The organism is Aeromicrobium sp. 50.2.37 (assembly GCF_024655735.1).
Classification (GTDB): domain Bacteria; phylum Actinomycetota; class Actinomycetes; order Propionibacteriales; family Nocardioidaceae; genus Aeromicrobium.
Genome location: NZ_JANLGG010000005.1, coordinates 84,310 through 106,347 on the forward strand (window position 1 = coordinate 84,310; position 22,038 = coordinate 106,347).

Consider the following 22,038-nt stretch of genomic DNA (forward strand, 5'->3'; position numbering starts at 1 on the left):
GTGCGGGTCTGGGTGGGCGTCGACGCCGACGGACTGCGCCGGTTGCGCGACGGTGGCGCGCTCGGCGGCGAGGTGGTGGCCGCGGAGTCCGAGGACGAGCAGCACGAGTACGAGGCGCTCGTCGCGGCGGCCGAGGACGGCCCCGTCGTGGTCGTCGCCGACGTCGAGGCGACGGAGACCGGCGGGGGGACGACCCTGGCCGACGTGACCGCGGCGGACGTCGAGGCGTTGCACGTGGACGCCGACGGGAGCGGGCAGCTCGCCTGGTACGCGCCGCAGGAGATCGAGGCCGTGCTCTCCCTGCTGGGCTGACCACGCCCGCTACCTGGACGGCACCGCGCGACGAAGGGCCCCGACCGCTCGGTCGGGGCCCTTCGCGTGGTGCTGGATCAGAGGCGGGTCATGCCCAGCTCGACCTCGTTCTTGAGCGAGCCGCGGATGGCCTTGGCCACCTCGGGCTCGATCTTCTTGCCGATGAACGGGATCTTGACCGTGACGTCACCGGTGACCTTGAACTCGGTGCCACCGCCCGTGGACTCGAGCACCGCGGTGCCGAGCATCTCCGCGGGCTGGCCGATGATGCTGACCTTCACGTCGGCGCGACGGCTGCCGTCGGCGGCGGGAGCGCTCCACTTCTCGGTCTGCTTGACCTTGACGGTGTCGCCGGTGAGCTTCTTGACGAAGTCGGGCATCTCGGCCGGCTGGGTGCGCACGATCGTGATCGTGACGCCGTCACCGGACTCGTCGACGTCGACGTCGATGTCGCTCGCGCCGGACTCCTCGCCGGACTCGGTGCGGAACTCCTGGCTCGAGATGAGGCCGAACACGGCCTCGACGTCGGCATCGCCGTAGGAGTAGGTCTCGTTGAACTTCATGGCGTCATCCTCGCAGGTCTCGGATCAGGGCGTGGTCTGTTCGGGGGCGTCCTGGCCGGCCTCGACCTGACCGGTCGGGGCAGCACCGAGCTGGCCCTTGAGCTCGGACAGCCGGGCCTCGATCTCGAGGGCGGTCGAGTCGGCCTCGAGCTCCTCGAACTGCGAGTCCAGGCTGGAGGACGCCAGCTCGGCCTGACCGGCGACACGTGCCTCCTCGCGACGCACCTTCTCCTCGAAGCGCGAGAGCTCGCTGGTGGGGTCGAGCACGTTGATGGAGGAGACGGCCTGCTGGACCTGCGCCTGCGCGTCGGCCGTCTTCTGGCGTGCCACGAGCTGGTCGCGGCGGGTCTTCAGGTCGTCGAGGCGCGACCGCATGGTGATGAGCCCGGTCTTGAGCTTCTCGACGGTCTCGTTCTGCGACGCGATCGACGGTGCGGCGGCCTTCGCCTCGTTCTCGAAGCCGATCTGCTTGCCGAGCGCCACCTTGGCGAGCTGGTCGAAGCGGTCGGCCTCGCCCGTCTGGCCCGCGGTGCGCAGGGCGTCGGCCTTCTGGGAGGCGGCGATCGCCTTCGCGCCCCACTCCTTGGCGGCTGCGACGTCCTCGGCGTGGTCGGCCTCGGCGAGCCGCAGGTTGCCGATGGTCTGGGCCACAGCCTCCTCGGCCTCCGCGATGCTGTTGGTGAAGTCGCGGACGAGCTGGTCGAGCATCTTCTCGGGGTCCTCGGCCTTGTCCAGCATCGCGTTCACGTTCGCGCGGGTCAGCTGGGCGATGCGTCCGAGGATGGACTGCTTCTGTGCCATGGTGCTCTCTCTTCCGGTCGGCGTGCTGGGTGCTGGTGGGACGGTGCTGCTGTGGGGGTGGGTGGTCAGGATGTCAGAAACGTCCGCCGCCACTGCGCCGAGAACGTCCGCTGCTGCTGCGTCGGCTGCTGCTGCGTCGTGAGCTGCTGCTCCGGGAGCTGCTCCGTCGTGAGCTGCTGCTGCGGGAGGTGCGGCGGCTCCGACCGGAGCTGCCGCCGAACCCGCCGGGCAGTCTGGTCAGGCCGCCGCCACCGCCGCCGCTCCCTCCGAGGATGCCGCCGAGGGAGAGATCGTCGCGGTCGGAGGTCGACCGCCATGCGGCCACGTCGGCCTCGGCCGTCGACTGGGCCTCCTTGACGAGGGCCGCGGCGCGCTCGAGGGTGCGGGTGGCGCCGGCAGGGTCGCCCGGCAGGGCGAGCCGACCCTCGTCGAGCAGGCGCGCGGCCTCGGAGAGTCGGGTGCGGGCGGTGCTGCCGACCGCGCCGCGATGGGTCTCGACGTAGGTGGTGACGGCCGAGACGGTGGCCACGACCTGTCCCAGCAGGTCGTCGGCGTCGTCGCGGATCGTCTCGAGGTCGGTCCGCGCCGTGTCGATCGCGTCGAGCAGGGCCGTGGCCTGGGCGGTGGCGTCCTCGGCGGTGCGCAGGTGCAGGGCGGCGGCCGCGGCGTCACCGCTCGTGAGGGCGCCCTGGGCGAGGGTGACCTGCTCGGCGGCCTTGGTGGTCAGGGACTCGGCCCGCACGACGTTGTCGGCCACGGCGGCCAGCGCGCTGCCGGAGTGGGTGGACTGCAGGGACTCGAGCGTGGCGCGGGAGGCGGGGAGCCGCTCGACGGTGGCGGCGAGGACCGGCTGGAGGGCCGCCACGGCCTCCGGAGCGCGTGTCTGCAGGTCGCGCACGGCGTCGAAGCGCTCCACCTGGGCGTCGAGGGCGTCGTCGACCGCGTCGCAGATCTGCAGGATCCGGGAGTGGAGCGTGCGGCGCTCGGCGTCCGTCTCGGGCTCGGCGTCGTCGAGTCGTTGACGCAGGGTGAAGGCCTCGCGGACGCGGGTGCGCCCGTCCTCGATCACCGCGCGGAACTCCGCGGTGGCGGTCGCGCCGAACTGCGCCTCGGCGAAGCCGAGCTCCTGGGCCGAGGACTGGAGGGCGTCGTCGACGTCGACGAGCGCCGTGGCCGCCGCCGCCTCGAGCTCCTCGTCGGTGAGGATGCTGGCGGGGTCGACGGGCCGGCCGTGCTCGTCCACCACCGGGTGGGTGTGGTCGTAGCGGCGACGGGAGCGGTGGATGGCGTAGCCACCGCCCGCAGCGGCGAGGCCCACACCTCCGACGATCCAGCCCCAGGGGATGCCCGAGTCCTGGGTCACCTCGGTGAGTCCCTCGGCCGCCCTGACGGCCGCGCCGGCCCAGTCGTCCTGGCGCAGCGCGGGGAGGATGTACTCGCGGTCGACCTTCTCGAGGTCGGCGTCGGAGAAGTCCTCGGCGTCCGCGTCGTAGCCGTAGGAGCGCTGGTCGAGGGCGATCGCGAGCAGCACGTCGGCGCGGCCGAGTCCCGAGCGTTCGGCGGTCTGCGCGGCCCACTCCGAGCCGGTGAGGCCGTCGAAGTCGCTGACGTAGACGACGAAGAGCTGGCGGTTGGTCTGCTCGTAGAACGCGTCGAGCGCCGTCTGGACCTCCGCCGTGTCGCCGCCGAGGGCGTCCGCGCGGTCGGTGATGGTCCCCCTGACGTCGATCGGCTCCTCGGCTGCCGCCGGACCCGCACCCACCACCGCCAGGGCGAGCAGCGTCGCGGTCGCGGCCAGGGCACGTCGGACGAAGGGTGACATCACGTGTCGATCTTGGCCGATGGGCGGTCACGGGACAACAGTCGGGCTCGGCGTGGCCGACTCAACCCGGCGGCCGGCCGTCGGGGCGGAAGATCCAGGTCCGCATCAGGACGAACCGGGCGACGGTGACCGCGAGGTTGGCCGCGGTGAGCACCGCCACCTCCAGCGCCCGGTGCTCCGTCCCGGCCAGGTGGTGGAGCGTCCACAGGGCACCGCTCGTCGCGAGGACCCCGCCCGCGAGCACGGCGAGCCCCTGCAGGTGGTGGACGGCGGCCCCGTCGCGACCCCGCACCCCGAACGTGAAGCGTCGGTTGGCGGCCGTGTTCGCCACGGCGGTGACCAGCAGCGCCGCCACGTTCGCCCCCTGGGCACCGAGGGCCGACCTCAGCAGGAGGAACAGCGCTGCGTACGCGACCGTCGAGAGCACCCCCACGAGTGCGAACACGACCAGCTGGGCCGACACGCCACCGCCGGCGCTGCGCCGCGTGGCGCGACCGAGCTCCTCGCCGAGCCGGGCGACGGGCACCTGCCCCCGGACCAGGGCGAGGCCGAGGCGAGCCATCCCGCGCAGGTCGTCGAGCGCGGTGCGGACCACGTCGACGCTGCTGTCGGGGTCGTCGACCCAGTCGACCGGCACCTCGTGGATGCGCAGCCCGGCCCGCTCGGCCACGACGAGCAGCTCGGTGTCGAAGAACCAGGCGTCGTCGTGGACGAGGGGCAGCAGGCGCTCGGCCACGTCGCGTCGGATCGCCTTGAAGCCGCACTGGGCGTCGCTGAACCGGGCGCGCATCGTGCCCCGCAGGAGGTAGTTGTACCCGCGCGAGATGATCTCGCGCCGGGGGCCGCGGGTCGTCCTGGCGCTGCGGGCCAGCCGCGACCCGATCGCGAGGTCGGAGTGTCCGGTCAGCAGGGGTGCGACCAGCGGCAGGAGGGCGTTGAGGTCGGTCGAGAGGTCGACGTCCATGTACACGAGGACGTCGGCGTCGGACGTCGACCAGGCGGCCTTGAGCGCGCGGCCCCGCCCCTTCTCGCCCAGCCTCACCACCCGGACGCTCGCGTGCTGCGCGGCGAGCGTGTCGGCGAGCTCGGCGGTGCGGTCGGTGCTGGCGTTGTCGGCGATCGTGACCCGAGACGGGAACGGCAGGGTGGCCAGGTGGTCGAGGACGGTCAGGACCGACGCGACCAGGGCTCGTTCCTCGTTGTGGACGGGAACGACGACGTCGATGGTCCCCGTGCGTCGGATGGTCGTGGTCGCAGCGGTCGCGAGCTGCCCCGCGCTCATGCGATGCCGCCCGACAGGTCGTAGAGCGTGGTGCCGTCGACCGTGGTCGCGGTGAACGTCTCCTCGACCCACTCCTGGATCTGGGTGCTCGTGCCGCCGCTCGCGCCGGGGCCCCCGCGTCCACCTGCCCCGCCTCCACCGATGAACCAGTGGACCTCGCCGTCGGCGACGAGCTGCTGGAACTGCGCCAGGGTGGGAGAGGGGTCCGAGCCGTTGAACCCGCCGATCGCCATGACCGGCTCCTCGGTGGAGAGCTGGTAGCCCGAGGCGCTGTTCGAGCCGATCGCCGCCGCCACCCAGGTGTACGACCCTGCGTCCTGGGTGAGGAGGGCATCGATGGACTCCGACGACGTGGAGCCGTCGAGCAGTCCTCCGGCGCCTGCGCCGCCCTGGTTGCCGGTGCCGGTGCCCGTGCCGTTGCCTGGGGCCGCGCCGGTCCCGCCCGGAGCCCCTTGCGGTCCCGCCCCCTGGGGCGGCTGCCCCTGGCCGGTCCGGCCGTCCTGCAGTTGCGGCGGCTGACCACCGCCGGGGCCGCGTCTACCTCCCGGACCTGCGCCGAACCCTCCGCGGCCCGTGCTGGGACCGGCGGACGGGATCGACCCGGTGTGGGCGCTGCCGGCGGTGTCGACCGCGTAGGCGGTGGGTCCGGCCAGCAGTGCGACGATGCTCGCGAGAGCGACGGCGAGCCCCGCGCGCCGGCGCAGTCGTGCGGGGAGGAACCTCAGCAGCACGATCGCGACCGCGCTGATGGCGGCCAGGACGACCACGAGCAGTGCGAGCCAGGGCAGGAAGCCGTCGGAGCGTCCGAGCAGGACCGTCGCCATCGCCGCGGTGGACAGCAGCACGGCCACGGCGGTGGCGACCGCGGTCACGGTGTGCCGGTGCTGCCAGAGGACGTGGCCGCCGATCCCCAGGATCGCGCCGATCGCCGGGGCGAGCGCCACCGTGTAGTAGGCGTGGAAGATGCCGGCCATCAGGCTGAACGTCAGGCCCGTGACCAGGAGCCAGAGGCCCCACACGACGAGCCCGGCCGTGACAGGACGGGTGCGACGGTCCTCGCCGGAGCGAAGGGTGAGCCAGAGGGCCGCGACCAGCAGGAGCAGCGCCGCTGGCAGCAGCCATGCGACCTGCCCGCCGATCTCGCTCGAGAACAGGCGCAGCAGCCCGGTCTCGCCCCAGCCTCCTCCGCCGCCACCGGGGCCTCCACCGCCGCCGACGGACCCGACCTCGTTGCCGTTCAACCGACCGAGACCGTTGTAGCCGAGGGTCAGCTCGAGGATCGAGTTGTCCTGCGAGCCGCCGATCCAGGGGCGGCTCGAGGCCGGCCAGAGCTCGACCACCAGGACCCACCAGCCGCCGGCCGCGACCATGGCCGCGAAGGCGACGACCAGGTGGACCAGACGGCGGGCCAGGGGGACGGAGGCGGCCAGCAGGTAGACACCGGCCAGCGCCGGGAGGACGAGGAACGCCTGGAGCATCTTGGTCAGGAAGCCGAGGCCCACGAGCGCCCCGCCGAGAGCCAGCCATCGCGCGGCGCGGCGGGGGTCCTCGAGCGCGCGGAGGGTCGCTGCCGTCGCGCCGACGAGGAGCAGCACCAGCAGGGCGTCGGGGTTGTTGAACCGGAACATCAGGACGGCGACCGGGGTGAGGGCGAGCACGAGCCCGGCACCGAGCCCGGCCCAGGCGTTGCCCGTCGTGCGGCGCACCGTCGCGTGCAGCAGCGCGACGGTGGCCACCCCCATGAGGGCCTGCGGCACCAGGATGCTCCAGGACGACAGTCCGAACAGCCGGACCGAGAGGGCCATCACCCAGATGGACAGGGGGGTCTTGTCGACGGTGATGGACCCCGCGGCGTCGGACGCGCCGAAGAACATCGCCTTCCACGAGTCCGACCCGGCCTGCGCGGCGGCCGAGTAGAAGGAGTTGGCCCACCCCGACGACCCGAGGCCCCAGAGGTAGAGCGCCGCGGTGCCGACGAGCAGCAGCACCAGCGCCGGTCGGGCCGCGGGGTGGTCGGCGGGGTCGCCTCGCCACGCTCGGGCGAGGAACCCCGGCTCCCTCGACGTGGGCCCGTCGGAGGCGCTGTCGTGGGAGGTGCTGGCGTCGGGGGCGCTGCGGGTCTGGTGGGTGTCGGGCATCGTGGCGGTCTGGTCCATGTCGCCGATGCTCGACGGCGCTCCTGGGGTGGTGCCCTCGGCGGACTGTGCCGCTGCTGTGAGGTGTCGGCGGGCCGTCAGGTCCGGGGGAGCGTGATGCTGAAGGTGGTGCTGCCGGGCTCGCTGGTGACGGCGACGGACCCGCCGTGGGCCTCGGCGATCGCCGCGACGAGGGACGTGCCGAGCCCGGCGCCGCCGGACTCGCGGGTGCGCGAGGAGTCGCCGCGGGTGAAGCGCTCGAACACGACGGGCAGCAGGTCGGCCCCGACGCCGGGCCCGTCGTCCTGCACCTCGACGACGGCGTGGTCCGCGTCGGGCAGGCGGAGCCGCGCCGTGACCACGGTGCCGGGTGGGGTGTGCCGGGAGGCGTTGCGGAGCAGGTTGGTGACGGCCTGGTGCAGGCGCAGGGCGTCACCGGGCACCTCGATCGGCTCGTCGGGGAGCTCGAGGCGCCAGGTGTGCCCGCCATCGACCACGCGGGCGTCGCTCACGGACTCCGCGAGCAGGAGGCTCAGGTCGACGGGCTCGCGCTCCAGGGGGCGGCCGGAGTCGAGCCGCGCGAGCAGCAGCATGTCGTCGACGAGGGTCGACATGCGCGCGGCCTCGGACTCCACCTTGGTCAGCTGGTCGGTCCCGGTGCGCCGGCCCAGCTCGGCGTAGCCGCGGATCGTCGACAGGGGTGTCCTCAGCTCGTGGGAGGCGTCGGCGAGGAACTGGCGGACCTGCTGCTCGCTCTCGTGCCGGGCGTCGAGGGCCTGCTCCACGTGCGTGAGCAGCCGGTTGAGGGCCTCGCCGACCTGCCCCACCTCGTTGCCCGGGTCGGTCAGCTTCTCGGGCACGCGGACGGTGCGGCCCACCTCGCCGCTGTCGAGCGGGAGGGTGGTCACCTCGTGGGCGGTGGCCGCGACCTCACGCAGGGGACGGAGCTGGCGGCGCACGAGGACGCCGCCCACGAGCCCGGCGGCTGCTGCGCCGAGCACGGTCAGCAGCGCCTCCCACCAGAGCAGGCGGGTGAGTGTCTCGTCGAGGTCGCCGGTCGGCAGGCCCTGGACGACGACGGTGCCGTCGGCGGTGGTGGTGGCGGCCACGCGCACGGACCCGAGGCCCGGGAGGTCGACGGTGAGGGGCTCGTCGTCGGGGTCGACGTCGGCCAGCACGTCGAGGGCGGAGCTGGAGAGTGGACGCAGACCGGCGCTCTCGGTGATCTGCACACCGGCGCGGCAGTCGTCGGTGTAGACGGCGGTGAGGCTGCGGGCGGACTGGCCGAGGGACGGCCGCGGGGGCTCGCCGCACAGGGCACTGGGCCGGGGGCGCGACCCGAACGGACCGCCCGGTCCGTCGCCGACCGGATTCCCGCCGGCCTGGACCCGGGCGCGTTCGGTGGCCTGCGCCAGCTCGGCGTCCAGGCGGTCGGTCAGGTAGGCGCGCATGACAAGGGTCGCCGCGCCGGCCACGAGCAGGCTGACGGCGACGACGAGCGCCACGACGGTGAGGACGAGTCGTCGGGTCAGGCTCATCGCGAGGCTCGCGCGCTCTCGCTCACGCGGGCTCGACCGGCTTGAGCACGTACCCGGCCCCGCGCTTGGTGTGGATCATGGGCTCACGACCGGCGTCGATCTTCTTGCGCAGGTAGGAGATGTAGAGCTCGACGACGTTGGCCTGCCCGCCGAAGTCGTAGTTCCACACGCGGTCGAGGATCTGCGCCTTGCTGAGCACGCGGCGCGGGTTGCGCATGAGGAAGCGCAGCAGCTCGAACTCGGTCGCGGTGAGCTCGATCGCGGTGCCGGCCCGGGTCACGTCGCGGCTGTCCTCGTCGAGGACCAGGTCGCCGACGACCACCACGTGCTCGGCACGGGCCTCCCGGGCTCCGGTGCGCCGCACGAGCGCGCGCACGCGGGCCACGACCTCCTCGAGGCTGAACGGCTTGGTCACGTAGTCGTCGCCGCCGGCGGTCAGCCCGGCCACGCGGTCCTCCACGGCGTCGCGCGCGGTGAGGAAGAGGACGGGCACGTGCTCGTCGCGCTGGCGGATGCGTCGCAGCACCTCGAGGCCGTCGAAGTCGGGGAGCATCCAGTCGAGGACGACCACGTCGGGTCCGAACTCGCGGGCGGCGTTCACCGCCGTGCGGCCCGTGCCGGCGGTGCGCACCTCCCAGCCCTCGTAGCGCAGCGCCATCATGAGCAGCTCGGCGATGTTGGGCTCGTCGTCGACCACGAGGACCCGCAGCCGGCTGCCGTCGACGCGCGTGAGGGAGGCGTTCATGCCTCCAGTGTGGAGGGGCTGTCCGTCGGCTGTCCGTGAGTCACCTGTGACGTTCCTGTGAGCACTGAGCCGCCGGTGAGGCCGGGTTCGCGAGGCGAGTGCTACGTGCCGAGACGGAGAGCACCCTCCGTCCTGGTGCGGGCGGAGGGTGCTGGTGGTTCCGTGCTGCTCTCAGGCGGCGCCGAGGTCGGCGGCCACGGGAGCCTCGAGGACCCGCACACGAGCGCGTGCGATCTCGGCGAGGTGCATGGTGCGGCGGGCCTCGGCCAGGTCGCCGACGGCGATGAGGTGGTCGACGAGCGGCTCGAGGTCGTCGACGTGCACGCCCTCGACGAGGCTCGCGTACTCGATGAGCTCCGACAGCAGGGCGCGCAGCAGCAGGTGGCCCTCGAGGTCGTCGTCGGTCGGCTCGTCTCCCGTGATCAGCCGCAGCTGCTGACCCAGGTCGAAGGCGGTCTCGGGGGTGAGGGCGTCCTCGCGGGCCGCGGTGGCGACGAGCTCGAGCACGGGGCTCAGTCCGTCTCGCGCGGGGATGAGCGCGGCGCCGACGACCAGCTCGAGCACGCAGGCGTGACGCGAGAACGCGTCGTCGCTCGACGGGCGCTCGGCCACATGTGTGATCGTCATGATGAAACCACTTCTCCCCACTCCCATGAAGATGCTGTCAGGTCACGAGGCGATGGTCCCTAGTTCTTCGGGACCATTTCGGCGTGGCCGACACCACACAGGATAGGCGACCCGGGTCTTTCGCCGCTAGTCCTTGGAAGGACCTCTTGGACTTCGAGGCGGTCGGTGGGTCGTGGGTAGGTCTACTCCGATGGCTCGGACAGGCCGCGCCTCAGGAATCGGTCTGTGCGAGAGCTGATGAACTGACTACGTCCTCACGTCGGCAGCTTCATGACAGGAACCCCGCCAGCGTGGCGCCCGCGAAGCGGACTGTCGGTGCGGCGTGAGGCGGGGGCTCGACCTGGTCTATGTTGTTCCGCCGAAGGTGAACCCGCCGGGCGGCACGTACGGGCCCTTCCGTGCCGTGCCACCGGCGACCATCTCAGCGATGAGAGCCTCTTCCTCCGGGGTGAACCCTGTGGTGAGGCCGCGGAGGAAGCCTGTGAAGGTGTCGGCGATTTTGACGATGTTGTCGGTGCGCGGGGGTTCGTTCTCGTCGGCTTCGCCGTCGTGGTCCCAGAACCACACCGAGCCCGATTGCTGGTAGCCGATGTCCAGCAGAATCAGGTTGCTGGAGGCGTCGAAAGCGATGGGGAGAAGGCCCTGGGGGTAGCGGCCGTCGTAGGTACGCAGAGTGTCGGCGAGGTCGTAGCTGTCGTCATCGGCGTCGATGCTGAGGAATGCGCGGACGCTTGCTCCCGAGTCGTCGTCGGGCAGGTGCGCGATCTCACCGAGGACCCCGCCGTTCTGGGCGAGCATGAACCGCCGGTAGTCGGTCGGTAGAGCGGAGCCAGCGACCTCGGCCAAGCGGACCTCAGCGAGTGGTGGGCCGGTGCGGGTGAATTCGATCGTCATCTGTGTGTCCTCACGGGGGCAGATTGCTGAGGGCGAACCCGTCAGTGTGGCGGACGGCTCTGTGTACATCTTCGGGCACGAGCTGCATGGTCCTGCGGTCCTCTACGTGAGGCCCGACGAGTTCATCAGGGACCTAGACAAGGGCACGAGCCGTTGCCGTCACCTGCGGGGGCGACCGCAACCACGCAGGTGTTGAGGGCGCAGCGCGCTCTCCGGGTGAGGTGTTGATGGTCCGACGCTTCAGTCGCGCGGGTCGGGACCTGTGGTCTCGATGGGAACGAGGAGGCGGGTGACGGAGTCCTTGGCCTGTTGATCGACGGGCTTGCTGCGTTCTTCGCGGAGGATGGAGGCGAAGTCGCCGAAGGTGGGAAAGGGTTCCCAGTGGTGGGTGAGCCGTTCGGGGGTGAGTTCGCCTTCGCTGCTGGTCTTGGTCTGTTTGCGCACGTCGGTCTCGCTCGCGGTGACCCGTCGATCGGTCCAGAACTTGAAGCGTGCGCCGTGGGTGAGGTCGCCCTTGCGGTTCCACGTGCGGGCCCACGTGAGCTGGTGGAAGAGGTCGGCCTGCATGTCAGGCAGGTCGCCGTTGAAGGTGTACTGGAGGTAGGGCTCCCGTCGGTGGCCGTCGAAGAAATCAGTTCTTCCGAAGTTGCCGCGTCGGGAGATCATCACCGCGGCTCGTGGCATCCCGCCGGGCAGCCGTAGAACGGCGCAGTAGGGCTCCTCTGCCTGGTCGATGAGGCGGGCTTCGTCCACGTCGCAGGGGTAGACCATCCCGTTGGTCATGTCGTTGTACTGGTTGCCCCAGGTCCAGTAGTAGCCGTTGGTCATCGGGTGGCCTTTCCGGGTCGCATGTTCCATGGGAGTTTGGCGTCGATCTCCCGGATCTCGATCCGCCGGGCCTCGGCCAGTCGGAGGACGGCATCGGGAATCCCGTTCTTCTGCTTCGGAACGCCGAGCACCATCTTGCCTTGGAGACTTTCGCCGACGAGCGCGTCGGGTGTCGACGGCACGGTCGAGATCTTGGTCTCCGGGTGATACTTCGTCACGAGTTCGTCGAGGTCGTGGGCGGCTCGCCTGATTCCGGCTGGGTCGTCGGTGTACTGGGTGCGTTTGAGCGAGACGATCTCACCAACCATGTCGTCATCGGGGTGGCCGTAGATGTCGACGCGGTTGTGGCGTCCGGGCCCTGCACCCTGGACGTGGAGTTCCTTGGTCCAGGCCGCGCGGGGCGCGAACCCTGGGACGGCTTCGCCTCGAACGAGGGGGTTCTGAACCTTCCGGTGCCACACGATCCCATCCCACAGGTCCTTGGGAATGTTGGGGTAATGCCGCATCTCGCGGAGTTTCGTCTCCGCCCAGGCGTGGCGGTTGCGTGCGAAGTCGTCGATCTTGCCCCGCACGGGGGCTGCAAGCCTCGATGGGGCCCATGCCGTGAATGCGAAAGTGCTCGCGTCGATGAGAAGCGAACCCGGGGTGGCATTGGCCCAGTACTCGCGGACCGCACCGACGGGATCGCGCGTGAAGGCAGCCACCTCGTCGGCGTTGTCGACGACCGAGAACGCGCCAGATCCCCAGGCTGCGGAACCAAGGAGCACGCCTCCGGCCCCTGCTCCGGCGATGGCGAGCGCCCCGCCGGAGAGGACGACGATAGCGCCGATCCCGAGGGCCTTCTCGAAGCCGGATAGGTCGTTCCACCATCGGTCCAGGCCGTCGAACAGCTGGGCGAGCCACGACTCGTCCATTCGTTCCGCCCAGGAGGTGCCGTCGAGATGACGCACCCAGTCGGGGGCGACGCTGAACGTCAGCCACAGCAGCACGACAGCGGCGGCGACGGCGAGGCCGCGGGTCAGCCAGGATGCGGGTGGTGGAGCGTCGAGATGGAAAGCAAGCTCCCGACTCTGTCGGTTCATGACGACCGAGGCTTGGGCACGGCGTGGGCCGGCCCACCACGGCTCACCTTCCTGGCGCGCGCCGGCGGCAAGAAAGAGTCCGATGCCGCGGACGGTGTCGGCGACCACGAACAGCAGCGACCGCGCTGCATCGGTTGCTCCCACCCAGCCCCAGGTGAGGACGGGACGGGTGCCCTGGGGAGGCGTTGTGTCGGCGAGCCGGGCGTCGAGGTGCGCGGCCCACGCCGGGGCTTCCACCGGAACCTGCCAGCCGCCCCATCGGCGGAGCCGCGTCCCGTCCACGAGGAGGATGACAAGGACGGCCAGGACGAGCATCCACGTGGCACCGAACTCGTCCGGGGTCACCGCGTGCCACCAGCGTAGAGGTGCGGGCAGGATGTTCGGGCTCGTCCCGGTGCCGAGGTTGTAGTAGGCGTGCGTGGTCACGGCTGACCAGAAGACTCCGGTCACGAGCACGGCCGCACCGGTGCCGGCGGCGGCCCGCCACAGCAGGTCGCGACCCCGGGAGGCGCGCCAGAGAGCGATGCCCAGGCCGACGGAGAGTGCGACGAGCATGGTCACGACGTGGTGGCCGGGCCACCAGGTGAGCCGGGTGACGCCGGAGTCGTCGAGCCCGAGGAGCCCGAACTGGACGGCGCCGTCGAGGTTGTAGCGCTCGCCGAAGATGCTCACCTGCGGTGCGTAGACGTTGAGTCGTCGCAGGATCTCCTCGGCGGCCAGGAATCCGGCACCGGAGGCCAGTCCCAGGAGTGCCCAGTCCGCGACGGCGAAGCGTCGGACCCGACCCGGTGCCACGAGCACGATCGCCAGGAGCGGGAAGAGCTTGAGCGCTTCCTCGCCGACCGAGGCGAGAGCGATCCGAGCGGCGAAGCCGCCCTCCTGCGCCAGCGGTGATGCGTCGATCGCAGCGCTGCGCAGGACGACTCCGATGACGATCGACCAGACGACGCACAGCACGAACAAGCGCAGGTAGCCCGCGAAGGTCAGGGTCTTGGTTCGCAGCAGCAGGAACCACAGCACGCAGATCCACACGGCACCGAACCAGACCGACAGGAGTGCTGGTTTGACCGCGTCGACGAACAGCCACGCCACGATCAGCCATACGAGCGCGACCGCCAAGAGAGCGAGGCGGGCGATCAGCAGCCGCTTCAGCAACGCCGTGTGCCGCTCGGCCCACGTGGTGCGTCGCTCACGCAACAGCTCCCACCACTCCGGGGCCCATGGCGAAGCGGCTGGTGTCTCCAGCCCGCCGGTGGTCTCCGTGCTCATTCATCCCCCGATGACGTCGAGGCACCAGGATCGCACCTGGTCCGGCGGGAGTGCGCCTGCCGGCCGCGTGAAGGTTCGCGCATCCGCTTCGTGACGACTACCGCTGTTGTTCGCCGGGTGTGGTGAAGGCGCGGCTGCCGCAGGCCTCGAGGGGGAAGGAGGCCGTCAACGTCATGCGTTCCAGTGACCGCAGCCACCCGACTGCGAAGACAATGCGGCGTGCCCGAGTGGAGTGAGCTTCAGTGCTTCCGGGGACCGGGGTTGAAGTTGGGATCGACCCATACGTCGCCGCCCATCATCCGCTGAACGTCGGGGTGGTCGATCGGGTCCTCGTCGTGGAGGGACCTGATGAGGTCGGTGAACGACTCTGCCAGCTGGGTGAGGTTGTCAGTTCGAGCCGGTTCGCCTTCGTCGGCTTCTCCGTCGTGTTCCCAGTAGTAGACGGGATGTGTGGTCTGTCCCCTGAGGGTGAGCAGGAGGAGGTTGCTGCCGCCGCACAGTGCAATCGGGAGCGTCCCCTCGGGGTAACGCCCGTCCCAGGTCGCGAGCGCGTCGACCATGGAGAGTTCACCGTGAACTGGCCCGAGACTGAAGAAGCCTTCGATTCCGACGAGCTCTCGAACAGGGTCGTCGACCATGTTCGGGCTCGGGACGCCGCCGTTGGTCGTCAGGACGAAGGCCCGGTAGTCGGCGGGGAGGGATGCACCGATCTGCTCCTCGAAGGACGCGACGTCTGTCTCGCTCACGGGCGGGCCGACCTTGGTGAACTCCATCTCGCCACTCCTGTCGGGTCACTGCGACGTCACCAGTGTGGCGGACTGTCTCGTGGAGACCCTGGGCGCCGGCTGCCCGAGACTACGAGGCCCGGCGAGGCGTCTCAGGGGCACCACACCGGTGGGGGCATGTTCCGCGTGCTCGGCCGGGTCAGCGTCCCGGGAAGCGCCACCAGCGGGCTTGGACGAGCTCAGTCGAAGGTGGGCTTGAAGTCCGGGTCGACCCACCCGGTGGAGCCTTCGAGCAGGCGCTGCACCTCGGCGTCGTCGATCGCATCGTCGGTCAAGGCTTCGATCAGTGCCTGGAAGGAGTCGGCGACGGGCGTGAGATTGTCGGTGCGCGCGGGCTCGCCGTCGTCGGCCTCGCCGTCGTGGTCCCAGTAGACGACTCGCCCAGCGTGCTCGTCGCCAGTGGCCATGAGCAACAGGTTGCTGCCCTCGCACCTGGCAATCGGCACGTACCCGTCGGGGTAACGACCAGCCCAGGTCTCGAGCGCCCTGGTCATCGACAGATCGCCGGAGGTCGCGTCACCCAGGGAGAAGAACCCGCTCACGCCGATGCCGATGTCGGACGGTTCGGGGATTCGTCGCTCCTCAGGGACACCGCCGTTGGTCATGAGGAGAAAACTCCGGTAGTCGTTCGGGAGTACCCCGACCTTCGTCGCGAGCGCAGAGATGACCCCGACTTTGATGGTTGGTCCTGGCTTTCGGATCGTGGTCACTGCACTCCATCCGTGTCACGTGAGCGGGTCGTCGGGTCAGTCCCTACGTGGCCCGGGTGAGAAGTCTGGGTCAATCCAGGCATCGCCGCCGCTGCCACCCATCATGCGTTGCACCTCCGGGTCGTTCATCGCATCCCACGTGTAGAGAGAGTCGAGCAGCTCGGTGAATGAATCGGCGACGTGGCTGAGGTTGTCGATGGTCGGTGGTTCGTCGTCCTCTGATTCGGCGTCGTGATCCCAGTAGACGACCTCACCCTCGTAGTCACTGTTGAGGGTGAGCAGCAGTAGGCAGCTTCCCTGGCAGAGCGCGACCGGCAGCATCCATCCTGGGTACCGGTTTCTCCACGTACGGAGTGCCTCCTGCATCGAGAGATCACCTGAGGGGACGGCGAGGCTGAAGAACCCCACGATCCCCACAACCCGCTGGGTGGGCTCGTTCACGTCCGAGTCGGTCGGGATCCCGCCGTTCACGGTGAGCAAGAACTGCTTGTAGTCGGCTGGAAGCGGCGTACCGATCGCCGCCTCGAAGTCATCTACGTCGGCGGCCGTGATCGTTGGCCCCGTCGTCTCGAACTCGGTCATCACGGCTCACGCTCCCACCACTTCGCAGCGCTGAGCGAAGCCGCTGGCGCTTCCAGTCGGGCGGTGGTCTCCGTGCTCATTCATCCCCCATGACGTCGAGGCACCAGGATCGCACCTGATTCGGCGAGGCGGGGTGCGTGACCGACGTCCGCCGACGTGAGTCCGGATGTCCGTCCACACCCTGCGTACGGGGGCCTTCACGGATGGGGGCTTCTTTGGGAGACTCTCCTGCACTGCAGGGCTTTTCGGGGGAAGGGTCGAGGTGGATCCAGTTCAGACGACGCTCGCGGACGAGGTCCGCGAGCAGGTGCGCCGCCGTCGCATCGATCCCCAGGTCGAGGCCGACGCGGTGCGCCAGCTCGCGATCGACGTGGTGGCCGAGCACGAGAAGCGGTCGCTGACGGGTGCGGTGCGCTCCCTCGACGAACCCGACCGGATCGTGGGCGGCATCGTCGCCGACGTGGCCGGGTTCGGGCCGTTGCAGCCGTTCCTCGACGACCCGACGGTCGAGGAGGTGTGGATCAACGAGCCGGACCGGGTGTTCGTCGCGCGCGACGGCAAGCACGAGCTGACGTCGGTGATCCTCACGGCGGCGCAGGTGCGCGAGCTGGTCGAGCGGATGCTGTCGTCGTCTGGCCGCAGGCTCGACGTGTCGCAGCCGTTCGTCGACGCGATGCTCCCGGGAGGTCACCGCCTGCACGTGGTCCTGGAGGGCATCTCGCACGGGTTCAGCGCAGTCAACATCCGCAAGTTCGTCGCGCGGGCCCACTCTCTGGACGACCTCGTGACCCTCGGGACCATCGACGCCACGGCCGCACGGTTCCTGCGAGCGAGCGTCGTGGCCGGGTTGAACGTCGTCGTGTCCGGGGGGACCCAGGCCGGGAAGACGACCCTGTTGAACTGCCTGGCCGCCGCGATCCCTGGGTCACAACGCCTGCTCACGGTCGAGGAGGTCTTCGAGCTGCAGTGCGGCCGCCACCCCGACTGGGTCGCGCTCCAGTCGCGCCAGGCCGGTCTCGAGGGGACCGGCGAGGTCGACCTGCGCATGCTGGTCAAGGAGGCGCTGCGCATGCGCCCGAGTCGCATCGTCGTGGGCGAGGTCCGCTCCGCCGAGTGTCTCGACATGCTGCTCGCCCTCAACGCCGGTCTCCCCGGGATGGCCAGCGTGCACGCGAGCTCGGCCCGCCAGGCGCTCACCAAGCTCTGCACGCTCCCGCTGCTCGCCGGGGCGAACATCACGAGCGACTTCGTGGTGCCGACCGTCGCGACCTCCGTCGACCTCGTCGTCCACACCTCCATCGACCACGCGGGCAGGCGAGCCGTGCAGGAGGTCGCAGCGGTCACCGGGAGGGTCGAGAACGGTCTCATCGAGTCCGAGACGGTCTTCACGCGCGAAGGAGGAGCGCTGAGGCGCGGCCATGGCCGACCGGCTCGGCGCGACGCGTTCGAGCGGGTCGGCATCGAGCTCGACGACGTCCTGGTGCCCGAGGAGGACTCCGGATGGGCGCGCTGATCGGACTGGTGCTGGGGCTGGGCCTCGTGCTCGTGCTGTGGGCGCTGGCCGACCCGCACCCGCGACGTCGGGGACGGTCGACCCGCTCGCTCCGCGAGCTGCTCGACGCCGCCGGACTCTCCGAGGTGACACCGGCCGGCTTGTTCGGGCTGTGCGGCGGGTCGTTCCTCGTGGCCGGTCTGGTGATGACCGTCGTGTCGCGGGTGCTGGTCGTCGGTCTCGTCTTCGGGGCGCTGGCGGCTCTGCTCCCCGTCGCGACGCTGCGGGGGCGCGCACGCCGGCGTGCACGGGAGCACGCCGACCTGTGGCCCGACGCCGTCGACAACCTCGCCTCCGCGGTGCGCGCCGGACTCTCGCTCCCCGAGGCCGTGGTGCAGCTGGGGGAGCGGGGTCCGGAGGGACTGCGGGAGCCCTTCGTGCGGTTCGGGCGCGACTACCAGTCCACCGGACGGTTCGACGCGGCGCTCGACCGCCTGAAGGTGCGCCTCGCCGACCCGACCGGCGATCGTGTGGTCGAGGCGCTGCGACTGGCCCGCGACGTCGGCGGCGGAGACCTGGGGCGCATGCTTCGCGCCCTCTCCGGATTCCTGCGCGAGGAGGCCCGGACCCGAGGTGAGATCGAGGCGCGCCAGTCCTGGACCGTCAACGCCGCACGTCTGGCCGTCGGTGCGCCGTGGGTGGTCCTCGCGGCGCTCAGCCTGCAGCCGGACGTGGTCGCCAGGTACGCCACCGCCACGGGGGCCGTGGTCCTGACCGTGGGTGCGGTCGTGTGCGTGGTCGCCTTCCGGCTGATGCTGTGGATCGGTCGACTTCCGCAGGAGCGGCGGGTCCTCGCATGAGCCCCGCCGTCGGAGCGATCCTCGGTGCCGTCCTCGCGAGCGGGCTGCTGCTGGTGCTCACCTCGTGGCGGCGCGTCCGTCACCCCACCCCGATGATGCGGATCGACCCGTACCTCGGCGACGTCCTGCCGACGTCGGCCCGCTCGACCAGCACCGTCGGTGCCGTCTACGGACCGCTCCTGCGCTCGGTCGGTGACGTGGTCGGCCGGATCACCGGTGGCGCCTCGAGCGTCGAACGACGACTGACCCGCCTCGGGTCGCCCTACGGCGTCGAGGAGTTCCGCATCCAGCAGCTCGTCTGGGGTGCTCTCGGGTTCGGTGTGGCGTCGGTGATCTGCACCGTCGTGTGGACCACCTACGGCGGGTCGCCGCTGGTCCTGATGGTCGTGTGCGTCACCGGCTTCGTCGCAGGTGTCCTCGGGCGAGACACCTACCTGTCGTCGCAGGTGAAGCGTCACGAGGTCCGGCTGGCCGAGGAGTTCCCCGTCGTGGCCGACCTCCTCGCCCTGGCGGTCGCCGCGGGGGAGAGCCCCGTTGCCGGGCTCGAGCGGGTGCTCCAGGTCCTGCGTGGTGGTCTGGCCGACGAGCTCGGCACCGTCCTGGCCGACGTGCGGACCGGGCGGACCGTCCCCGCGGCCTTCGACGCCCTCGCGGCCCGGACGGGCGTCGCGAGCATCGCCCGGTTCGCCGAGGGGCTCGCCGTCGCGGTCGACCGCGGCACTCCACTCGTCGACGTGCTGCACGCCCAGGCTGCCGACGTGCGCGAGACCGCCCGCCGCGACCTGATGGAGGCCGGCGGCCGCAAGGAGATCCTGATGATGGTCCCCGTCGTGTTCCTCGTGCTGCCCGTCACCGTCGTCTTCGCCTTCTACCCGGGCCTCGTCGGCCTCCGCCTCTCCAGCTGAAGGAGTGTCATGTCACGACTGAACAGAAGAGTGCTCGAACGGTTGCAGCACCCCCCGCACGACGAGCGGGGTGACGTGCCCGGGTGGGTCATGATCACCGTCATGTCCGCCGGACTCGTCGCGCTGCTGGCGGCGATCGCCGGCCCGGAGCTGAGCTCGATGCTCAGGGACGCGCTGAACTCGGTGCGTTGAGGTCCGGTGCGGATCGAGCCTCTCGCGACAGCGAGCTCGCGCATGCGGCCACCGTCGTGGCCGCCGATCGGGGTGCTGTGGGGGTACGGTGGCCGGAACCCTAGGAGGCACCGTGGCGAACGACGACCTGAAGGCCAAGATGCGCGAGGCCCTCGAGAAGAAGGCCGGCAAGCACCACGCGTCGGCCCAGACCGCCGAGCACGACGGCAGCGAGAAGTCGCACGGTGCCGACAAGCCGATCGCCCAGCCGGAGTTCCGCCGCAAGAGCGTCTGACGCGCCGGCCCCGACGCGCGCGTCGGGCACGCCAGGAGCGCGGGTCGGCCATCGTCGACTATGTGCTCGTCATGGTGGTGCTCGTCCCACTCGTGCTCGGGATCATGCAGCTGGGCCTCGTGCTGCACGTCCGCAACACCCTTACCGCCGCCGCGTCCGACGGCGCACGAGCCGGTGCGCCTCTCGGTGCCTCGAGCGGTGAGGCGGTGGCGCGGACGCGTCGGATGATCTCGGGCAGCCTGTCGGAGCGGTTCGCGAGGTCGGTCACGGCGTCGCAGACGTCCGTCGACGGCGCCCCGGCGCTCGTCGTGCGCGTGCGGGCCGAGGTGCCGGCGCTGGGGGTCCTCGGGCCGAGCGTCTCACTCGACGTCCGCGGTCGCGCGCTCCTGCAGGAGGAGCCGTGAGGTGCGAGCGCGGCTCGGCCCCGGTGGAGTTCGTCTGGCTGACGGTGCTCCTGCTCGTGCCGTTCGTCTACGTGATGATCGCGGTCTTCGACGCCCAGCGCGCCGCCTACGGGGTCTCCTCCGCCAGCAAGGCCGCGGCCCGTGCCTACGTGCAGGCGCCCGACACGGCCACGGCTGCCGATCGTGCGCGCAGGGCTGCGGCGGTGGCGCTCGCCGACCAACGCGTCGACGCCGACGTCGTGGTGACCTGCCTCCCGACGCCGGACGCGTGTCTGCAGCCCGGCTCCTCGGTCCGGGTGTCGGTGCGCACGGTCCAGCCGCTGCCGCTCACCCCGTCGGCGCTGGGGGAGCGCATCGGTGGCATCGCCGTCGACTCCGACCACACCGAGCCGTTCGGCTCCTTCCGGGAGGGCCGATGACGCGCCGGGCGGAGCGCGGCGAGCGGGGCAGCGTGACGGTCATGACGATCGGCTTCCTCGTGGTGATCGGACTGCTCCTCGCGGTCGTGGTGAACGCGTCGTCGGCGTACCTGCAGCGTCAGGAGCTCGCCCACCTGACCGACGGGGCTGCGCTGGCCGCGGCCGACGGCCTCGACGAGGGCGCCTTCTACGCCGATCGGTCCATCGAGCTCGATCCTGCGGCGTCGCGTCAGCTGGTGGCCGGCTACCTCGCGGGCGAGGACGTCGCCGGCGTCGACGTCGCGGTCCGGGGTGACACGGTGAGCGTCCGGCTCGAGCGTGACGTCGAGCTGCCCTTCACCCCACCCGGCTGGCCCGACCGCACGCGCGTCTCGGCGGAGGCGTCGTCGCAGCTGCGACGACCGTGACCCGAGTGGGGCCGTTGTGGACACCTTCGGGTCGTGGCGGCGGGCAGAACCGCCCCTCGACCGTCCGAAACGGGTGCGGGCCGCGGTGGGGCGTTCGGGGCGATCTGGTCGAATAGGGGCATGCGTCGTCTGCTGCTGCCCGTGATCGCCGCCGCCCTCGTGCTCGCCGGGTGCACCGGCGGGGACGACACCCCGGACGGCGGCGAGGAGCCGACGGCGAGCGCGTCGCCCACCTTCTCGGCCGACTTCGCCGACCTGGAGGAGGAGTACGACGCGCGTCTCGGCGTGTACGCCATCGACACCGGCACCGGCCAGGTCGTCGAGCACCGGGCCGACGAGCGGTTCGCCTATGCGTCGACCATCAAGGCGCTCGCCGTTGGGGCACTGCTGCACGAGAAGCCGCGCTCCGTGCTGGACCAGACGGTCGAGCTGGGCGAGGAGGACCTCGTCGAGAACTCGCCCGAGCTCGAGAAGGCCGTCGAGGAGGGCGAGACCGACCTGACGGTCCGCGAGCTCGCCGACGCCGCCGTGCGCTACAGCGACAACACCGCCGGCAACCTGCTGTTCGACCTGCTCGGAGGACCCGAGGAGCTGCAGGGCGTGCTGCGCGAGATCGGTGACGAGACGACGATCGTGTCGCGCATCGAGCCCGAGCTGAACGAGGCCATCCCCGGTGACGACCGCGACACCTCCACGCCGGAGGCGCTGGCCACCACGCTGCGCGCGTTCACGCTGCTCCCGGCCGACGGCGACGCCGTGAACAACGGGTACGCGCGCGCCATGCTCACCGACCTGATGGTGCGCAACACCACCGGCGACGACCTCATCCGTGCCGGGGTCCCCGACAACTGGGAGGTCGCCGACAAGACCGGGGCAGCCGCCTACGGCACGCGCAACGACATCGCCGTGCTGCGCCGGGCCGACGGCGACCCGATCGTGCTCGTCATCATGTCCTCCAAGGCCGAGCAGGACGCCGAGTACGACAACGACCTCATCGCCGACGCCACCCGTGTGGCCGTGGCCGGGTTCGACCCCGAGGCCGACTGACCGGACCTCGACCCACGACGGCGCCCCACCCGCTCCGGGTGGGGGTGTCTGTTTTAAAAAAAT

General features: G+C 71.0%; 24 protein-coding genes and 1 pseudogene. 10 read left to right on the plus strand and 15 right to left on the minus strand.

Going from position 1 to position 22,038, the window contains the following annotated elements; translation table 11 throughout:
- Positions 1–312 carry a hypothetical protein gene (locus tag NUV38_RS04285; protein WP_257727923.1) on the plus strand — a complete coding sequence of 104 codons (312 nt, stop codon included), beginning with the start codon at positions 1–3 and terminating at the stop codon, positions 310–312.
- Positions 313–389: 77 nt separating this feature from the next.
- Here NUV38_RS04285 and NUV38_RS04290 read toward each other — a convergent pair whose 3' ends face one another.
- The 15 genes and pseudogenes from NUV38_RS04290 to NUV38_RS04355 form a co-directional block, all read right to left on the minus strand.
- Positions 390–875, minus strand: a complete 486-nt coding sequence (locus NUV38_RS04290) for a DUF2505 domain-containing protein (RefSeq protein WP_257727924.1) — start codon at positions 873–875, stop codon at positions 390–392.
- Between the two features lie 24 nt (positions 876–899).
- Entirely contained in the window at positions 900–1,676 is a 777-nt protein-coding gene (locus NUV38_RS04295; RefSeq protein WP_257727925.1) for a PspA/IM30 family protein, read from the minus strand.
- Positions 1,677–1,749: 73 nt separating this feature from the next.
- Positions 1,750–3,498, minus strand: coding sequence for a TPM domain-containing protein (locus NUV38_RS04300; protein ID WP_257727971.1), 1,749 nt, complete (start codon positions 3,496–3,498; stop codon positions 1,750–1,752).
- A gap of 61 nt (positions 3,499–3,559) precedes the next feature.
- Positions 3,560–4,780, minus strand: a complete 1,221-nt coding sequence (locus tag NUV38_RS04305; RefSeq protein WP_257727926.1) for a bifunctional glycosyltransferase family 2/GtrA family protein — start codon at positions 4,778–4,780, stop codon at positions 3,560–3,562.
- Positions 4,777–6,936 (minus strand): glycosyltransferase family 39 protein, encoded by a 2,160-nt coding sequence (locus NUV38_RS04310; RefSeq protein WP_257727927.1) that lies wholly within the window; start codon positions 6,934–6,936, stop codon positions 4,777–4,779. Before NUV38_RS04310 ends, NUV38_RS04305 begins: the two co-directional genes overlap by 4 nt.
- 77 nt (positions 6,937–7,013) lie before the next feature.
- Complete coding sequence (locus tag NUV38_RS04315) at positions 7,014–8,453, minus strand: cell wall metabolism sensor histidine kinase WalK (RefSeq protein ID WP_257727928.1); 1,440 nt, start codon at positions 8,451–8,453, stop codon at positions 7,014–7,016.
- 22 nt (positions 8,454–8,475) lie between these two features.
- Entirely contained in the window at positions 8,476–9,198 is a 723-nt protein-coding gene (locus NUV38_RS04320) for a response regulator transcription factor (RefSeq protein WP_257727929.1), read from the minus strand.
- Positions 9,199–9,369: 171 nt separating this feature from the next.
- The gene (locus NUV38_RS04325; RefSeq protein ID WP_257727930.1) at positions 9,370–9,825 is read right to left on the minus strand and encodes a hypothetical protein; all 456 of its coding nucleotides are present in this window, start codon (positions 9,823–9,825) and stop codon (positions 9,370–9,372) included.
- Positions 9,826–10,170: 345 nt separating this feature from the next.
- Positions 10,171–10,719, minus strand: a complete 549-nt coding sequence (locus tag NUV38_RS04330) for an SMI1/KNR4 family protein (RefSeq protein WP_257727931.1) — start codon at positions 10,717–10,719, stop codon at positions 10,171–10,173.
- A 10-nt stretch (positions 10,720–10,729) separates the two neighbouring features.
- Positions 10,730–10,837: pseudogene (locus tag NUV38_RS17140) on the minus strand (HNH endonuclease); the annotation flags it as partial.
- A 122-nt stretch (positions 10,838–10,959) separates the two neighbouring features.
- Positions 10,960–11,547 carry a hypothetical protein gene (locus NUV38_RS04335; RefSeq protein ID WP_257727932.1) on the minus strand — a complete coding sequence of 196 codons (588 nt, stop codon included), beginning with the start codon at positions 11,545–11,547 and terminating at the stop codon, positions 10,960–10,962.
- Complete coding sequence (locus NUV38_RS04340) at positions 11,544–13,301, minus strand: hypothetical protein (protein WP_257727933.1); 1,758 nt, start codon at positions 13,299–13,301, stop codon at positions 11,544–11,546. Before NUV38_RS04340 ends, NUV38_RS04335 begins: the two co-directional genes overlap by 4 nt.
- An 836-nt stretch (positions 13,302–14,137) precedes the next feature.
- Positions 14,138–14,671, minus strand: coding sequence for an SMI1/KNR4 family protein (locus NUV38_RS04345; protein WP_257727934.1), 534 nt, complete (start codon positions 14,669–14,671; stop codon positions 14,138–14,140).
- A gap of 191 nt (positions 14,672–14,862) precedes the next feature.
- Positions 14,863–15,393, minus strand: coding sequence for an SMI1/KNR4 family protein (locus tag NUV38_RS04350; protein WP_257727935.1), 531 nt, complete (start codon positions 15,391–15,393; stop codon positions 14,863–14,865).
- 36 nt (positions 15,394–15,429) lie between these two features.
- On the minus strand, positions 15,430–15,975 hold the full coding sequence (locus NUV38_RS04355) for an SMI1/KNR4 family protein (RefSeq protein ID WP_257727936.1): 546 nt from the start codon (positions 15,973–15,975) through the stop codon (positions 15,430–15,432).
- Between the two features lie 262 nt (positions 15,976–16,237).
- Here NUV38_RS04355 and NUV38_RS04360 point away from each other — a divergent pair, with 262 nt between their 5' ends.
- The 9 genes from NUV38_RS04360 to bla all read left to right on the plus strand — a co-directional run bounded on the left by NUV38_RS04360 (position 16,238) and on the right by bla (position 21,975).
- Complete coding sequence (locus tag NUV38_RS04360; protein WP_257727937.1) at positions 16,238–17,488, plus strand: CpaF family protein; 1,251 nt, start codon at positions 16,238–16,240, stop codon at positions 17,486–17,488.
- The gene (locus NUV38_RS04365) at positions 17,476–18,327 is read left to right on the plus strand and encodes a type II secretion system F family protein (protein ID WP_257727938.1); all 852 of its coding nucleotides are present in this window, start codon (positions 17,476–17,478) and stop codon (positions 18,325–18,327) included. Before NUV38_RS04360 ends, NUV38_RS04365 begins: the two co-directional genes overlap by 13 nt.
- Positions 18,324–19,232 (plus strand): type II secretion system F family protein, encoded by a 909-nt coding sequence (locus NUV38_RS04370; protein ID WP_257727939.1) that lies wholly within the window; start codon positions 18,324–18,326, stop codon positions 19,230–19,232. Before NUV38_RS04365 ends, NUV38_RS04370 begins: the two co-directional genes overlap by 4 nt.
- Before the next feature lie 9 nt (positions 19,233–19,241).
- The gene (locus NUV38_RS04375) at positions 19,242–19,424 is read left to right on the plus strand and encodes a hypothetical protein (protein ID WP_257727940.1); all 183 of its coding nucleotides are present in this window, start codon (positions 19,242–19,244) and stop codon (positions 19,422–19,424) included.
- A 112-nt stretch (positions 19,425–19,536) separates the two neighbouring features.
- Positions 19,537–19,698: a DUF5302 domain-containing protein gene (locus NUV38_RS04380; RefSeq protein ID WP_156364647.1), complete on the plus strand. Its 162-nt coding sequence runs from the start codon at positions 19,537–19,539 to the stop codon at positions 19,696–19,698.
- A 50-nt stretch (positions 19,699–19,748) separates the two neighbouring features.
- Positions 19,749–20,102, plus strand: coding sequence for a TadE/TadG family type IV pilus assembly protein (locus NUV38_RS04385; protein ID WP_257727972.1), 354 nt, complete (start codon positions 19,749–19,751; stop codon positions 20,100–20,102).
- Positions 20,099–20,521 (plus strand): hypothetical protein, encoded by a 423-nt coding sequence (locus NUV38_RS04390; RefSeq protein ID WP_056552297.1) that lies wholly within the window; start codon positions 20,099–20,101, stop codon positions 20,519–20,521. Before NUV38_RS04385 ends, NUV38_RS04390 begins: the two co-directional genes overlap by 4 nt.
- Positions 20,518–20,928: a pilus assembly protein TadG-related protein gene (locus NUV38_RS04395; RefSeq protein WP_257727941.1), complete on the plus strand. Its 411-nt coding sequence runs from the start codon at positions 20,518–20,520 to the stop codon at positions 20,926–20,928. The genes NUV38_RS04390 and NUV38_RS04395 overlap by 4 nt, the downstream gene beginning before the upstream one ends.
- A 120-nt stretch (positions 20,929–21,048) precedes the next feature.
- Positions 21,049–21,975 carry a class A beta-lactamase gene (bla, locus tag NUV38_RS04400; protein ID WP_257727942.1) on the plus strand — a complete coding sequence of 309 codons (927 nt, stop codon included), beginning with the start codon at positions 21,049–21,051 and terminating at the stop codon, positions 21,973–21,975.
- The last annotated feature ends 63 nt before the right edge of the window (positions 21,976–22,038 follow it).

What these genes read in the sequence shown, in the direction of transcription:
- NUV38_RS04290 (WP_257727924.1), bottom strand. Translation starts at nt 875, where the DNA reads ATGAAGTTCAACGAGACCTACTCCTACGGCGATGCCGACGTCGAGGCC.
- NUV38_RS04295 (WP_257727925.1), bottom strand. Translation starts at nt 1,676, where the DNA reads ATGGCACAGAAGCAGTCCATCCTCGGACGCATCGCCCAGCTGACCCGC.
- NUV38_RS04300 (WP_257727971.1), bottom strand. Translation starts at nt 3,498, where the DNA reads ATGTCACCCTTCGTCCGACGTGCCCTGGCCGCGACCGCGACGCTGCTC.
- NUV38_RS04305 (WP_257727926.1), bottom strand. Translation starts at nt 4,780, where the DNA reads ATGAGCGCGGGGCAGCTCGCGACCGCTGCGACCACGACCATCCGACGC.
- NUV38_RS04310 (WP_257727927.1), bottom strand. Translation starts at nt 6,936, where the DNA reads ATGGACCAGACCGCCACGATGCCCGACACCCACCAGACCCGCAGCGCC.
- NUV38_RS04315 (WP_257727928.1), bottom strand. Translation starts at nt 8,453, where the DNA reads ATGAGCCTGACCCGACGACTCGTCCTCACCGTCGTGGCGCTCGTCGTC.
- NUV38_RS04320 (WP_257727929.1), bottom strand. Translation starts at nt 9,198, where the DNA reads ATGAACGCCTCCCTCACGCGCGTCGACGGCAGCCGGCTGCGGGTCCTC.
- NUV38_RS04325 (WP_257727930.1), bottom strand. Translation starts at nt 9,825, where the DNA reads ATGACGATCACACATGTGGCCGAGCGCCCGTCGAGCGACGACGCGTTC.
- NUV38_RS04330 (WP_257727931.1), bottom strand. Translation starts at nt 10,719, where the DNA reads ATGACGATCGAATTCACCCGCACCGGCCCACCACTCGCTGAGGTCCGC.
- NUV38_RS04335 (WP_257727932.1), bottom strand. Translation starts at nt 11,547, where the DNA reads ATGACCAACGGCTACTACTGGACCTGGGGCAACCAGTACAACGACATG.
- NUV38_RS04345 (WP_257727934.1), bottom strand. Translation starts at nt 14,671, where the DNA reads ATGGAGTTCACCAAGGTCGGCCCGCCCGTGAGCGAGACAGACGTCGCG.
- NUV38_RS04355 (WP_257727936.1), bottom strand. Translation starts at nt 15,975, where the DNA reads ATGACCGAGTTCGAGACGACGGGGCCAACGATCACGGCCGCCGACGTA.
- NUV38_RS04365 (WP_257727938.1), top strand. Translation starts at nt 17,476, where the DNA reads ATGGGCGCGCTGATCGGACTGGTGCTGGGGCTGGGCCTCGTGCTCGTG.
- NUV38_RS04370 (WP_257727939.1), top strand. Translation starts at nt 18,324, where the DNA reads ATGAGCCCCGCCGTCGGAGCGATCCTCGGTGCCGTCCTCGCGAGCGGG.
- NUV38_RS04375 (WP_257727940.1), top strand. Translation starts at nt 19,242, where the DNA reads ATGTCACGACTGAACAGAAGAGTGCTCGAACGGTTGCAGCACCCCCCG.
- NUV38_RS04395 (WP_257727941.1), top strand. Translation starts at nt 20,518, where the DNA reads ATGACGCGCCGGGCGGAGCGCGGCGAGCGGGGCAGCGTGACGGTCATG.
- bla (WP_257727942.1), top strand. Translation starts at nt 21,049, where the DNA reads ATGCGTCGTCTGCTGCTGCCCGTGATCGCCGCCGCCCTCGTGCTCGCC.